Origin of the sequence: Arthrobacter sp. NicSoilC5, assembly GCF_019977395.1 — a bacterium.
Taxonomy (GTDB): Bacteria; Actinomycetota; Actinomycetes; order Actinomycetales; family Micrococcaceae; genus Arthrobacter.
The window spans coordinates 375,134-389,216 of the sequence record NZ_AP024660.1 but is presented as its reverse complement, the minus strand read 5'-3'; the positions used below and the strand labels follow the sequence as shown (position 1 = coordinate 389,216).

At 59.8% G+C, this 14,083-nt stretch carries 10 protein-coding genes; 4 read left to right on the top strand and 6 right to left on the bottom strand.

Going from position 1 to position 14,083, the window contains the following annotated elements; genetic code table 11:
• Positions 1-567: 567 nt before the first annotated feature.
• Together istA and istB are read left to right on the top strand one after the other, a co-directional pair.
• Entirely contained in the window at positions 568-2,244 is a 1,677-nt protein-coding gene (gene istA, locus LDO22_RS01785; protein ID WP_224025868.1) for an IS21 family transposase, read from the top strand.
• On the top strand, positions 2,241-3,056 hold the full coding sequence (gene istB, locus LDO22_RS01780; protein WP_224025867.1) for an IS21-like element helper ATPase IstB: 816 nt from the start codon (positions 2,241-2,243) through the stop codon (positions 3,054-3,056). The genes istA and istB overlap by 4 nt, the downstream gene beginning before the upstream one ends.
• Before the next feature lie 143 nt (positions 3,057-3,199).
• On the opposite strand, the gene LDO22_RS01775 is transcribed toward istB, so the two are convergent.
• Together LDO22_RS01775 and LDO22_RS01770 are read right to left on the bottom strand one after the other, a co-directional pair.
• Positions 3,200-3,403 carry a hypothetical protein gene (locus tag LDO22_RS01775; protein ID WP_224025866.1) on the bottom strand — a complete coding sequence of 68 codons (204 nt, stop codon included), beginning with the start codon at positions 3,401-3,403 and terminating at the stop codon, positions 3,200-3,202.
• 90 nt (positions 3,404-3,493) lie between these two features.
• A complete protein-coding gene (locus LDO22_RS01770) occupies positions 3,494-3,952 on the bottom strand; it encodes a GIY-YIG nuclease family protein (RefSeq protein WP_224025865.1) in 459 nt (152 codons plus the stop codon).
• A gap of 711 nt (positions 3,953-4,663) precedes the next feature.
• On the opposite strand from LDO22_RS01770, the gene LDO22_RS01765 reads away from it, so the two are divergent.
• Complete coding sequence (locus LDO22_RS01765) at positions 4,664-5,203, top strand: endonuclease domain-containing protein (RefSeq protein ID WP_224025864.1); 540 nt, start codon at positions 4,664-4,666, stop codon at positions 5,201-5,203.
• 393 nt (positions 5,204-5,596) lie between these two features.
• The gene (locus LDO22_RS01760) at positions 5,597-6,310 is read left to right on the top strand and encodes a hypothetical protein (RefSeq protein ID WP_224025863.1); all 714 of its coding nucleotides are present in this window, start codon (positions 5,597-5,599) and stop codon (positions 6,308-6,310) included.
• A gap of 758 nt (positions 6,311-7,068) precedes the next feature.
• Here LDO22_RS01760 and LDO22_RS01755 read toward each other — a convergent pair.
• The 4 genes from LDO22_RS01755 to LDO22_RS01740 form a co-directional block, all read right to left on the bottom strand.
• Positions 7,069-8,325, bottom strand: a complete 1,257-nt coding sequence (locus LDO22_RS01755) for a hypothetical protein (RefSeq protein ID WP_224025862.1) — start codon at positions 8,323-8,325, stop codon at positions 7,069-7,071.
• Positions 8,326-8,452: 127 nt separating this feature from the next.
• Entirely contained in the window at positions 8,453-12,700 is a 4,248-nt protein-coding gene (locus tag LDO22_RS01750) for a DUF3883 domain-containing protein (RefSeq protein WP_224025861.1), read from the bottom strand.
• A gap of 23 nt (positions 12,701-12,723) precedes the next feature.
• The gene (locus LDO22_RS01745) at positions 12,724-13,059 is read right to left on the bottom strand and encodes a hypothetical protein (protein ID WP_224025860.1); all 336 of its coding nucleotides are present in this window, start codon (positions 13,057-13,059) and stop codon (positions 12,724-12,726) included.
• 67 nt (positions 13,060-13,126) lie between these two features.
• On the bottom strand, positions 13,127-14,008 hold the full coding sequence (locus tag LDO22_RS01740) for a hypothetical protein (protein WP_224025859.1): 882 nt from the start codon (positions 14,006-14,008) through the stop codon (positions 13,127-13,129).
• Positions 14,009-14,083: the final 75 nt, after the last annotated feature.

Genomic DNA, 14,083 nt, shown 5'->3' with positions numbered 1-14,083 from the left:
CAAGAACGGGAACTTGGACGATGGAGGACCCGGTTCAAAACCCGGAACTCAGGGGTGTCTTCCGGTTTCGAGAGCAAGACCGTGCCCCGGTGCTCCAGTCAACTCCAGTCGTTTTGATTCGGTTTGTTCCTCCGGGACTTTATGCTGGAGTACACCGCAACCTGACGTCTGTCAGCCCGGAATAGAGCCGCCGAATAGCGGTCGCTGGGTCGGTACTTACACCCCTGGGGAGCCGGTCTAGATCCGGCGTGATGTGGGGCGACTCAGTGCACTGGACGAGTGTATCCAGCGCTTTCTACACAGCCGGTTGCACCAGTGGTCCGAAGAACTTTTGACAACCGGTTTCGCTACCTCATCGGGACAAGACCTGACGATTTTCCCATCCAACTTCCGGGAAGTTGCTCAGGGTTCTATCGCCTGTACGTGTGACTATGGCAGTTTGGTTCAGGACCGGTGTGACGGCTTGAATCAGGACCACCCGCGACTCGCCGGTTGCTTATGACGGTTTGAGTCAGGACCACCTCAGTGTTGCTTTCATCTGTTGAAAGCGAGCTTTGGAGGTCCCGGATGAGGGTGCGCATGGAGCTGTTTGCCAAGATCCGCCGAGACGCCCGCGTGGAGGGCATGTCGATCCGTGGGTTGGCAAAGCGGCATCAGGTCGGCAGGGACACCGTCCGACAGGCATTGTCGGATCCTGTCCCGCCAGCGCGGAAGAAACCGGTGCGGTCATCGCCCAGGCTGGATCCGTTCAAACCGGCCATCGACGCCATGCTGATCGCGGACACCTCGGCGCCGAGGAAGCAGCGTCATACCGCCCGGAGGATCCTGGCCCGGCTGATCGAGGAGCACGGAGCGGAGGAGCTCTCGTATTCGACGGTGCGTGACCACGTGCGGGTCCGCCGGGCGCAAATCGATGTGGAAGCCGGCCGCCGGGTTGAGGTGTTCGTGCCGCAGGAACACGGGCCCGGTGCCGAGGCCGAGGTGGATTTCGGTGAGCTCTGGGTGGTGCTCAATGGTGTGAAGACGAAGTGCCACATGTTCGTCTTCCGGCTCTCGCATTCCGGCAAGGCCATCCACCGGATCTACCCCACCCAAGCCCAGGAAGCTTTCCTGGAAGGCCACATCGAGGCGTTCAACGAAATCGGCGGTGTGCCGGTCAGACACATCCGCTACGACAACCTCACCAGCGCGGTCACCGCCGTGGTGTTCGGGCAAGGCCGGCAGCGGCAGGAGAACGACCGGTGGGTGCTATTCCGCTCGCATTACGGCTTTGACGCCTTTTACTGCCAGCCCGGCATCGGCGGGGCGCACGAAAAGGGCGGCGTTGAGGGAGAGGTGGGCTGGTTCCGTCGCAACCGGCTCTCCCCGATGCCGGTCGTGGAGTCCCTGGATGAACTCAATGACCGCATCCGGGCCTGGGAAGTCCAGGATGAGCGCCGATGGATCATGGACAGAATCCACACGATCGGCCAGGACTTCGTCACCGAACAGCCATTCCTGGCACCGCTGCCAGTGGAAGAATTTGATCCGGGCCTGGTGCTCAACCCGACGGTGGACAGGTCTTCATTGATCACGGTTCGGATGGTGAAGTACTCCGTTCCGGCGCGGTTCATCGGCCGGAAAGTCCGGGTGTCATTGAGGGCGTCTGAGGTCGTGGTGTTCGACGGCCGGGCCGTGGTCGCCCGGCACCAACGCGTAGCCGCCCGGTCCGGGCAGTCGGTCCAGCTGGACCACTACCTTGAGGTCCTGAGGACCAAACCCGGTGCGCTGCCCGGTTCCACGGCGCTGGCCCGGGCCCGGCAGTCCGGATCGTTCACCAGCGCCCATGAGGCGTTCTGGGCAGCATCCCGCCGCGTCAATGGCGACGCCGAGGGGACTCGTGAACTCGTCGATGTCCTGTTGCTGCATCGCTCCATGGATGCCGGAGACATTCAGGCAGGGATCACCGCAGCGCTGGGCGTGGGAGCTGTCAGTGCAGATGTCGTCGCGGTCGAGGCCCGCAGACACGCAACGGCGCCGACCGGGGGTGGGTCCGATTCAGACCGTCATCCGCGTGCTCTTGCTGAAGTGAATGTGCAACGGGTTGTCAGCCTGACCCAGCGCCGGCTCATGGACCCTGCGGCGGTCATCGCGGGGCTCCCGGCCGACACGCGCCCGATTCCGTCGATCGGCGCCTATGACGAGCTGCTGGCCAAGCGCAGCGAGCACTCTGCAGGAACACCGTCGAAGGAGAACATCTCATGAGTCCCACCGCACCGGCCGCCACGATCACTCCGACCCTGCGCCGACGGCGCGGGCTGACCGAGCAAGCCGCGGTCGCAGCCGTGGACCAGGCCTGCCGCCGGCTGCGCCTGCCCACAGTCCGTGCGGTGCTGGACGAAGCACTGAGCGTTGCCGGGAAAGAGCAACTGTCCTACCAGGGGTTCCTGGCCGAGCTGCTGCTGGCCGAATGCGACGACCGGGACCGGCGCTCCTCGATCCGCCGCGTCAAAGCCGCGAACTTCCCTCGGGACAAATGGCTCGGGGACTTCGATTTCGACGCGAACCAGAACATCAACCCCGCAACCATCCACACCCTGGCGACCGGTGACTGGATCCGCAAAGGCGCACCCCTATGCCTCATCGGAGACTCAGGGACCGGGAAATCCCACCTGCTCATCGGGCTCGGCACCGCGGCCGCGGAAAAGGGCTACCGGGTCAAATACACCCTGGCGACCCGGCTCGTGAACGAACTCATCGAAGCCGCGGACGAGAAAGTCCTGGCCAAGACCATCGCCCGTTACGGCCGGGTCGACCTGCTCTGCATTGACGAGCTCGGCTACATGGAGCTGGACCGCCGAGGCGCCGAACTCCTCTTCCAGGTCCTCACCGAAAGGGAAGAGAAGAACTCCATCGCCATCGCAAGCAACGAATCATTCTCAGGCTGGACCAAGACCTTCACCGACCCGCGCCTGTGCGCCGCGATCGTGGACCGCCTCACCTTCAACGGCACCATCATCGAGACCGGCACCGACTCCTACCGCCTCGCCCACACCATCGCCCAACAAAACGCTTAGCCCTCCAAGACAACGAGGCCCGCCCAGCGTCCCGATGGGAACCCTCGTTGAGGCCGTTCTGTTGGGTCCTAACCTTGGGGTTGAGAGGGGCTAACAGAGGCGACATAAGAGGTCGAAAAGGGCGTCCATTGCGACGGTGGATCTCAGTCGACCAACACCAGTGCCAGAAGTAACACTGCGCCGGTTGCACAAAGGACCGCAATTCTCATGAATGTCCTTTTTCGTTCACGCGACGAAGAATAGGCATCCGGTCCGCGCCGTATCGCCGTAATCAGTAACCAGAAACTTACGGCCACAAGGATGATTCCCGGCCAGAACAGCAGTCCCTGCTGAAACGTCAACGTCATGCCGTGAGTCTCTCCCGGTAGGGCGAAGGTGACAAGACCATCGGCAGAAGCCAGGGTGGCCCTGAATCAAGCCGTCTTAGTGGTCTTGAATCAAGTTGACATATTCACTGCCAGATGGCAGCCCAGTGTCAGCCGTAGTGTGGAACCATAGGCGTTGCCGCGGTAGTGGTATCGGATCCGGTTCCAAAGCGTCTGCGTGCTCGGCCGTGCTCCATTTCGAGACGGCTCCTTCGGCGCGATGCCGACGTAGAGCATCACCCCATCAGGGATGACGTGACAGTCGCGGACGTCTACACCAGGTGGCACTTCATCGAAGTACCACGCGTACACGCCGGACACCTTTGGCACGGGTGAGGACCGCTCGAGCACTTCCTCGCGGGTGTAGAGGCGCGCGGGCCACAGTAACTGTGTCAGCTCTGCGGTGTAGTCGCCGGATGAGTGCCGTTCCGCGCTCGTCAGAGCCGGGAGAGAAGACTGCGGGTACTTGGCTGCGCGCAGCGGCGCTAACTCAGCGCCCGCCTCGTCCGGGAAGTATTGTCCTGTCCTCACAGGTCAACCATGACGGCCAGCATCCCGAGAACGGTTCATCAACACGCTTTGACCGGCCGGTTATTTGTCCGCCTGCTGCCGACTCCTGCGCGAGCGTATCGCATACGAAGCGGTACAGCTTGACGAGCATCCTGACACGGCGTCCAAGTTCAAGGAAGACGGACTGATGCAGCCCTCCCCATCGTGGTGGTCGGCGATGACGGCCGGCGCTGGACTGGCTTCCGCCCGGACCTGAAAGGAACTGAACAACACACCAACGCAATAACGCTGGTTGTCAGACCCTGCATTTACCCTGCGATCATGTCCTCCAAGCAGCCTAAACCCCGCTCCATCGAAACCACCGCCTGCGCATACTGCGGCAAGGAGTTCCAGTGGGAACGGGTCGGAGGGGCGACGGTGCGAAAGTACTGTAGCGCCCCGTGCAGGTCAAAGTTCAACGCAGAAAAGTCCGGCGTCAGGCCGCGGAACAGGAACCGGGTGCGGCAGGAACCGCGGGAAGATACGGTGACCTGCCTTCAGTGCGGTATCGAATTTGACTATCAGGTCATGGGGCGCGGCCGGGTGCCCCAGATCTGCAGCCCTGAGTGCAAGGCCGCCCGCAGGAAGGCCCTGAAAGAGGAGAAGCGCCAGGACTGTCCCACCTGTGACGTCGAGGGCTGCGAGAAAAAGAGCAGGTCGTCGGGGACCAAGTCTGGGATCAGGCTTTGCGAAATGCACTACGGACGTACCCGGACCAACGGCACGATCGACCGAATCATGCGTGACTACACCCGGATCTGCCACTACTGCGGTGGCCCGGCACCGAAGCAACGACTCTTCTGCTCGGACGTCTGCCGCCGGAGAGATCGTCTTGGGGCCCCCGACAGGATCCTGGTATGCATCGCCTGCCTTGGGGACATCCCTGAAGAAAAGCGCCTGGATACCCAATTCTGCAGTCCTAAGTGCTACCGGATTGTGGAGCGCGGCAAGAGCTACGGACTGACGCCGCGGGAGGCATACCAACTGCTGGGCACCCCGCGGCTCTGCGATCTGTGCGAAGAGCAGCAGGCCACGCACATCGACCACAACCACGACACCGGCAAGGTGCGCGGCGTACTGTGCACCACCTGCAACGCGGGCCTGGGCATGTTCCAAGACTCCGCCCGGCTCCTGGGTAAGGGCGTCACTTACCTGGAAAAGAACGGATCGTATGGCTTGGAATGGCACGACACGGAAGCAGACGCTTCCGAGGGGCTGGCCGCAGCTTCGTAAGGTCCACCTGGAGCGGTGCGGGTACAGCTGTATTGGATCGAGTGTATTGGTCGAGGATGGCACCCGCTGCAGCGTTATCAGCCCATCTCGGTGGCGAAAATGTTCATTATCGCCAGTCCTCAACGCTCATCAAATGCGAGAATCACGCACCTATCCGGTGACAGCCGGCGCGCCTAAACACGAAGACCGGCAGGCGCCGGCCTGATGAGACGCGAGCCCCGAAAGCGGCCTGATAAATCACAATGGCGGTCCGGAAACTGATCAAGGCTGCCGCGTCAATGTACGACGCCATGCCCGCCACCACAGCAACACGCCAGGGACCCGAGACGAGGGGTGAAAGGTCACATCTTCCCAAGGCAAACCTGGGCTTCAAACATCTGGTATGTTCCCGTGGTGACCAAGACCTCCGCCCCGCTCAGTACACAAAGGGCGCAATCCCGGCCCGAAAACGAGGAAGAGGAGAAAATCGATCCGGTCCAACAACCCGAGCAGGTCCTCACTACCTCGCAACTCAAAACGCTGGTGAAAGAACTGGCGCCATACCTGCCGCCCCCTGCAGAACCTGGCAAAGCGAGGATTTGGGGCGGCGTCTCAGCCGCAGTCGGCTTCCTGGCTAGCGTTGCCACGGTAGCAGGACTATTTTTTGTCGGGATCCAGATTCAACAGGGTAACGAGGCTATCAAAGGCGCTAACCTTTCTATCGCTTTCCCGTCGGACAATGAAACGAGACTGAAGGTTCAAGACGATGGAGTCGTGTCAATGATCAGTTCCGACTTCACCTTCATCCTAACCAACACTGGTCGCATGCCAATCACCATTCTCGATTTCACAGAACCGGACCAAGAGGACCACCGCATGGACGCGCATTGGATTCATTTGCCGGAGCTAAGCAAAAGCGATACTCAAATGCACAAGAATGAACCCCTTGTGCTGCCCCCCGGCGAGGGCGCGCTGGTCCGGGTTTGCTCGGAAGTTCGTGAGATACCGCTACCCTGGCTCGTGCTAAGCGACGGCCAGTTCATCCATCCGGATTCGCCCGTCACAAAGTCGCACAACATGCCCAAAACCGTCGCGGATGCCATCGAGACTATGCCCAAGTGCGGATAGCTTTCGATGGATGCCGCCACGTCGGCGTTCATTCCTCCCCCAGCCCGACGACCCCAAAAGCCGGGAGGACCCCCAGAGGGGATGAGCGGCGATCTCAAAAAGTCAAGCCTTGTCAACAGCTAGAAACAAAAAAGCCTCTGACCTGCGGAAACACTGTGCCCGAGGTGGGACTCGAACCGCATTCCGGGCCTTGAAAACACGGGGAACTCGCGAAAACATGCGCATTAAGGGGCAATCCGCAGGCTTTACCATCCAATCCGGCGTCGGAAGTGTTGACATTGTCAACACCCACTTTCCCCCCATTCTTCCTCTATCCATTTCACCGCGGTCTTCTGCGACTGCGCCCCTGGCGGTTCACAGTGGTAACAAGGGAACCCTGCAGGAGGACTTAGCACCAACAGCCTTTCGTAGCATCCAGCCTGACGACCTGCGCGGGCAGAAACACGATCAGCGCGTTCTATGGGTCTCAGAGACAGCGGCGCCACGGCAACAGCCCCGTGCGCACAAGAGTGGCGCACCCAGGACCCGACGAGCCCGGCGAAGAACCGTACGAGCCGCTCCGTTGTATGACCTACAGCGGCAAGATGGACGGTCTATTCTGCCAGAGAGCCTACGAGGCGCTGAACGTCGCGGGCCACGACCTTGATGGGGCCAAAGGCGGCCGAAAACCGACTCCACCGCCCGCACGCCGACGGGCCAGGATTCCGGCGACATGGAGTACCAAGCTAGAACACCCCCAGGCTGTTGGGAAATTTGTCCTAGTTCCAGGGCTTCCCGGGAAGCTTGATCTTGTCCTTAACCGCCGCCGTCAGGACTGTGAGTGCGATGGTTCCGAGAACCGGTTTTCCCTTCTCCCATGCCAGCGAGCCGCCTTCCACCAGTCCGTTTCTCCACTGTCGCCATTCTCGGATCGCGGCGCTCCACTCTATTGGGTCCAGCGAGTCCCAATCGACTTCGATGTTCAAGGCGACGTAGAACCTCTTGATGAGCCCTCGGGTCTGCTCGATTGACCCTATGACCGCAGGCACAGCCTTTACGTGAAAGATCTTGTTCTGATTGGCAAGATCCGCTGCCGAGTCCATGCGGCGCAGCAGAACCGAGATGCCCTCATGCAGTTCCGCTTGGTCATCCCGGCGCGAGGCCTCGAGCGACATTCGTCTGGCATTCACCTGGCCGGGGGCAATCGTGGCGTAGTGGTCGATTTCCAGAATCGCGAGCTCGTCGAGAGCCGCGGTGCAGCGGGCGATCGTCGCGAGCCATAGTTGCACGCCGCTTTTGGCATGCGGGAGGTGTTGGTTGAGGTCACCGATGCGCTTGTGAAGGTCGAAGTCGTCCGCGATGCCTGCCAGCTTCAGGATTGCCTTTGACTGCACCTGTCTTATTTCCAGTGATGCGCCGGAGAGTTTTGACCAGGTCAGGGAGTCGAGCTGTCCTTCGAGTTTGGCGGTACGGAGGGCAGCCCTGATCTCGCCTTCGATGCCGGCCAAGTCGCCCAGAATGTCATCCCGCTGGCCGCGGAGGACGTAGTCGAGTTTTTGGTCCAGTTTTCCCAGGAACTGGCGCAACTGTGCGACCTCCTGCTGGCGCGCGGCTTGTGACAGCGCCCCGGCGATGCCTGACAGCACGGCGGGGTTCGCTGCCCTTGCTCCGGCGGTCGTGTCGATCCTCAGCCACTCCTTAATGGAGCCGCGAGTGCCAGCCATTGCGTAAGCAACGCCAGGCACTCCGCTGTCCGTGAGCCCGAACTCCTTGATAGCGTCCGCCGATTCCGGCGTTATCTTCACCCAGAGACCTGAGTTGGTGACAGCCTCGGAGACTGTCTGGAGGAGCCCTGCCGATGAACGAAGGGCGGGTCCAAGTTCTTGGAGACTGATTTCACGGGCTCTTTCGAGCAAACCTTTGGTCCGCAAGAAGCTTTCAACGGCATGCTGCTTGTCACCAACAACCAGCAAGTTTTCACCGTCGCTGATCAGTTCGACCTCGTCGCCTGTCTCAGGTTCCTCTTCGGGATTCACGCTCACAGTATGCAGAGTATCTCGCGTGGCCGACATGCGTGTGCCGGGCGCAGTTGCCCAGGCAAATCGGCTGGCAATTTCGCGGTAATCCATACGGACATACCTCGACAGTCAGTTTTCTCTTTCCTCATTCGCCCTCAGCCTCACCGGCCAGAGAAAGGGCCATCTGTGCGTTCGCGAGCAGCAGCAGACCCTTACCACTTCTGATCAATCCAAGTGGGTCGGGCCATCTGGTGATGACTGGAACTGCAGTGTCGACGAGAGTAACCCGGAAAATGTAGTACCGACTCCGGTGCACTGTGGCTTCAATCAGCTCACGGTGTGAGATGTAGAACGTCTCCGTAGGATCGATCCCCTTCGTCGACTTGACCTCAAGGTAGATCACTTGTCCGTCTTCGTCCAGGCTGACCAGGTCATATGGCGAGAGCTCATTGACCTTGGACACCCACCGAACCGAGTCGGGGTTCTTGCCCAGCTTGCTCAGCCGCTGACGTTCTGCGTGGAACACCACCTCTTCGCCGCGCTTGCCGATACGGCGATCTTCTTCCTCCGTGTGAATGCTTGGCGCGGTGCTGTGGCCGTTTCCCCCGCTTCCCCTGTAACCACTGGATGTGGCCCTGCCGGTCTGAACCGGGTCTCCCGGTACGCCGTCGACGACGGTAACAGCTGAGAAGTCGACTGCTGGAGGGGAAGACTTTGACGCGGGTTTGCTTGCTACCTCCTGCTCATCCTCTGCGGAATCGTGCTGGCTCGGGTCATTCGTATGGTTCCCCGCCTCAGGAATATGCTCGGAGACCACCCCCGCTTGATCTGTTTTTAGTGCCGCCAGGCCAGACGAAATACCGGCATCCGCCTCGCTGAGATCGGGTAGAAGCGAATCGAGGACGTTAAAAAGTTCCTCGTCTTCCTCTTGCGGCAGTTTGAGCAGCCTCCTGGCCTCCGAAATGTCGTGTGGCAGGACCTGGCGGTCGGCCATCATGCGGTTTCGGTCTTCGGGCGAGGCTGTAAGCAACATGGTGAATGCGTCCGCCAAAGTCGGCACGTTTAGGTGCTGGGCCAGCTGTCGTCCGAGCGGAAACCAATGGGGTAGGCCGGTTGCGGCATCGAGTTCCAGGTATGCCGTGCCTACATTGATCGTCTTCCTGCCCCGTCTCTCGGAGCGGCTGGCGATATAACAGACGGCATCCTCACGCGAGGCTTTCGTGCCTCCAAATTCGTACGTGAGGACCAGCCGTTCGCAGACGACGAGTTCGAGCCTCCGAAGTGCCGGCCGGACGCGGTTTTCGGCGCTAGAGTTCTCGGCGCGAACCAGCGCCAACAGGTACGGCTTGATGTCGTTGATTCGCCGCCTCACCTGACCGTCGGTTGCACCGTGGTCCTCACCGAAGGGAAGTGCGGAGGTAACTGCTGAGTCGTCGAGCTTGTTCAGCGCGAGATAACGGGTCAGTTTGGTCAATCCGACCTCGGCGGAAAGCATCGGGAGTTGCTTCTCGAAAGTGTCTCGAAGAAGAGGATCGTCAGCGTAGGCCGGCTGTGCCACGAACTGGGTCACGCCGTCTTGGCTGGCCAGAAGCAGAACTGTCTCTGGTGCAGGGTGTGGCTCGGGCTCATCGCGAAGTACATCGTTCAGGGTGCGCTGCACCCAGCGCGCCGCCTGGTCGATTTCACGGTTCGTCCTCCCTGCGGCATTCGCTTCCTCTGCGATGCCCTCCAGCAGCGTTAGAAGATCGGCCACGCCCGGTCGGCCGGCGTCTGTCAGGCGCAGGGCTGCAGCCAGGCCGGCACCGCCGTGGGTTTGATACATCGCCTCGCTGATTCGCGGGATGCGTTGTTGGATTCGGCGCGGCGTTTGAGCCGCATCGATCCATGCCTCCGACGGCCGGACCAGATCCGGCGTGTTGCCCCGGTCAACCGGAACCCACGGTTGCGCCCGGAGGGTGTAGGCGAACAACGAAGGGGCACGACGGCCACGCTCGCCGGCATGGCTGCCGTGGATGCAGTAGAAGATGGCATGCATGCCGTCCTCGTAAACCGATCCCCATCGTCGTGCGAACTGCTTCCAGAGCGCCATGAGGCGGATAGGATCCTCGGACGCAATGAGTTCTTCATGACGGTCAAGGCGGAATGACTCGCGCAGTTGCTGAGATTGAGTGTGCCCTTGCGGGCACTGCGTCGCATCCCTGACTTCAGAGCATTCGAACCACTCTCGGAAAAGCCCGCCGCGGTGAGGATGTCTGATGGTGTTGTTGACAGGCGTGTTCGTTTCAGCTTTGGAAAGGCGGGGATGTTCAACAACGCCGAGCATGCGGTAAAAGTCAAAGTCATGCTGGCGGCTTTCGGAGTCCTGGGGAGGTGCGATGTCGAGGAACTCGGCGTGACCAAACGGCCCATAGATAACTTCCAAATGGTCGGAACCGATCCACGGCGCACCGAAGTAGATCTCGGCTGCAGGACGCATCTGTTGGACGGAGCCGTCTGCCGTCCTGGCAGGAAGAAGTACTCCTCCGAGCAGCGGCTCGAATTCCTCGCTTCCCTGTAGTCGCATCTGGTGGTACGCCCGGAGGCCGGCCATAGCGCCAGCACGCGCGTCGCCATCAGGTTCAGGGTCGCTCAAAATCTTGATCAGATATTCGCGAATGAGTTCGCGCCATTCAAATGACTTGATCCCCAACTCACGAAGAAGGTTCCTCACGCCGTCGCCGTCGGGCACATATGCAATGGGCACCGGCAGATCTTCCGGAATGGTGGTGTCACCGCGCTCCCGTGGAAAGAAGATGGTGTCACTGCCCGGCGTCAGAAGCTGACCAGCCGCGCCGAGAACGATTGGAGCCTTCTTGAGTTCGTTGACGATTCTCATGCCGACCGATTCGCGCCAGTCCGCCAGGAACTGGTAGTAGTACTCCGCAGTCTCCCGTGTCGGCGCAGTCAATAAAGCGATAAACTCGCCAATCCCCATCTCAAGGTTGTCGGCGACGCCAGCGAGAAAGTCTTTAATCGGAGTGAGCTGCTCGACGTCGGGGCGCAGCGTGTGAGCGCAATCCAGATTTGCCAAGTCATGAGCAGTCGCGGCATCCGGCAGACTTCGCGGCAGGAGGAAAATCTCCTCGGGACGACGTAATGAACCATCTGCAGTCGGCAGAAATTGAGAAGCGAGCAGTGCTTCCCTCCAATAACTGCGCATGGCGGTCCCGCCCCCGCCGGCTGGCGGGACGCTGGCTGGGACGAGCGCCTCGATCGCGACGGAACTCGCCCGAGTTCGCCGGACCAAGTCTGGAGCGACTGTCGACTTGAGATGATGTGACACTGCCCGGAACAGCATGCGGTTGAAATCTGCCGCTTCGGGAGTCGTGGCGATCTGACGTCGGTCCATACTCAGCATCCACTCCGCGTGGACCGCCACGTGGAGGCCAGGCTCTTCGTCAGTCGGGAAATAGACGTGGAGTGGGAATGTAGCGTCGACGAGCGGCTGGCCCTGTTCGTCTACCGGCACGGCGACGGCGAAGCGAACTTCATCCATCTCCTTCCATGACTCTCCAAGGGACTCCAACACCGCTGGGTCCGGCGCGATAGAGCCTCGATAAATAAACCACTCTTCGGTACTGCCATTGGTTTCCAGAATGACGTGCTCCACGCCGCCGTCCGTTTCGCGAAAGATCTCGGAAGAGAAGTCAAGGTAAGTCCCTTCCAGCTGCAGATGATCGACATGTGGCAGAAAGAGAAGGAGACGGGAGGCGAGGTTTTCAATCAGAGCAGCTTCAACTGTCCTCCGTTCGACGCCGTCCCGGAAGGGAAGCCGGATGACCGTCGTAAAGCCGTTCGCACGAAGTTTCTCAACCGCGGCAGCATCAGGGCCAAGGTCCGTATTGTCTACGGGAAACGGAAAGGCGTAAATCGGCATCTTCTGACGCGGCGGTAATAATCCTAGAAGCCGGCCGACTTCAGCACGGACGCGCGTACCGTTGAATTGGAATGAAGACAACTGCGAGACAATCTGCGGATGGTCGGTGATTTCCCCTACAGATTTGAACCCAAGCCCCTTGTGACCGACTGAGTCGGATGGGTCCTTGGAGGATCTCCCCAGTGAGCAAATGGCTTCGACCTGTGGATCACCAAACCCGGAACCATTATCGGCCACGATCAATGCTGTTTCGGTCAACAAGAAGTGTGCGCGACCCTGGGTTCCGGTGTCACGTGCTGCGTCGTTGGCATTCTGCAATAACTCGAAGGGATATCGTCCGGTGTACTGTTGTCGCACTAAGTCCTGTGCGCCGCCACGTTCATCCAGACTCTTGAGCACGTTCTCCCGCAAATCGTAGTCCATTTGGACGCGGATTGATGCCAGCTCGCTTTCGCGAAGTCTCGTTGTGACGTCCACTTTGCCCCCTCGTCTATGGATCTTTAGGGAGTGTATCTGCTGGTTAGGTTCGCCCCCGGCGTTGCCCGTGCTTTACTAGTGTTGTTCTCAGTCATCCGGCCTTTGACCTTGAAGCCCAGCTCTAGCTCCGGCTTCCGGTCGCCTGGCTTGGAAGCGATATCCTCCACGAGTGCCTTGAGCAGGAACTCGTCCGTGAGACCCAACTCGTCGCATAGCTCTTGGAACCCTGTACTCTCAGTAAGCTTCTGCGGAGTTTTGGCTGTGGCTGGGGAATACCCAGCGTCACGCATAGCCTTACTGGCGTTTCCACCATTTTCAACCAGCAGTTCAGCGGCTTTTCGTTGCTTGATTGTGGCCACAGATTCGGGCTCCTTGATATACCCGAATTATAGCATTCCTGAACCCAAGACCTCTTGGTGCTATTCGCTATTCCACACAAGGACTATCCGGGTAAGTACGCTGGTTCTCAATGTAGACCTTAGTAGCGGGGTGAAAGCCACGTGTTCCACACATTACTCCTCCGAGATAAACCTGCTGGAACTCCTTCAACGGCAGCCGCGGTGTTATCGAAAACATCTGCCCATGATCATCAATGACTTGTTTGCGCACTTCTGATCCTTCGAGCACGGTTATCACAAGTCGGAAGTCGCAATGATATTTCGTTGTGACGACTATAACCTTGAAGAACACCTGCTCATCCTTCGCCAAGGAAACGGTATTCGCATCAAAGTATGGTGTTGGCTCTGGTTTCAATTTCGGGTCGGGTTGCGGCGCAGGAGCGAGGGCTACTGGGTGTGGCGAGTCAAGATTGAGAGTCACTGGGATGACAAGGTCGGCACCTGCGTTTGGGGCTTCAAAGAAAGCGCCATTTTGTGGTGGCCCGCAAGTTTGCTCAGTTGTCAGATCGGTAACGCGTACCTTTTCGGCTCGATTGCCCTGAAGGCCTAATCTTATTCCAACCGGACTAATTCGCGCGGCATGGTGGTCGCTGAAAAACTCTTTGTCATCAGAAGACATATGCAGGGCTTCGTCAGCGCTCACCGTCTCACCCGCGGGGGTCGCCCATATACTTTCGTCATGGGCTACCTCTAAGCTACTGACCGCGACTGGGTCGCCGTGCTCCGTAAAGTGGTTGAACACCCCATCGGTAATGGGCTTAAGCCCGCCCGTCAGCGTGGCACCTACGGTTCCAGCGACAATGCCTAGCAACCAAAGCAGCACCTTCACCACGGGGTTTTTCCACCATGGCTTCTTTGGGTCTACCTCGCTATTGCCCTGGTGCTTACCTTTTCCCTGCTTCTTCGGCATCAGGAAACCTCCACTTGTCGCTGCAGAGTCCGACAGCTTGGAAGGCTCAGTATGTGCGCGTATTCCCCTAGCGGG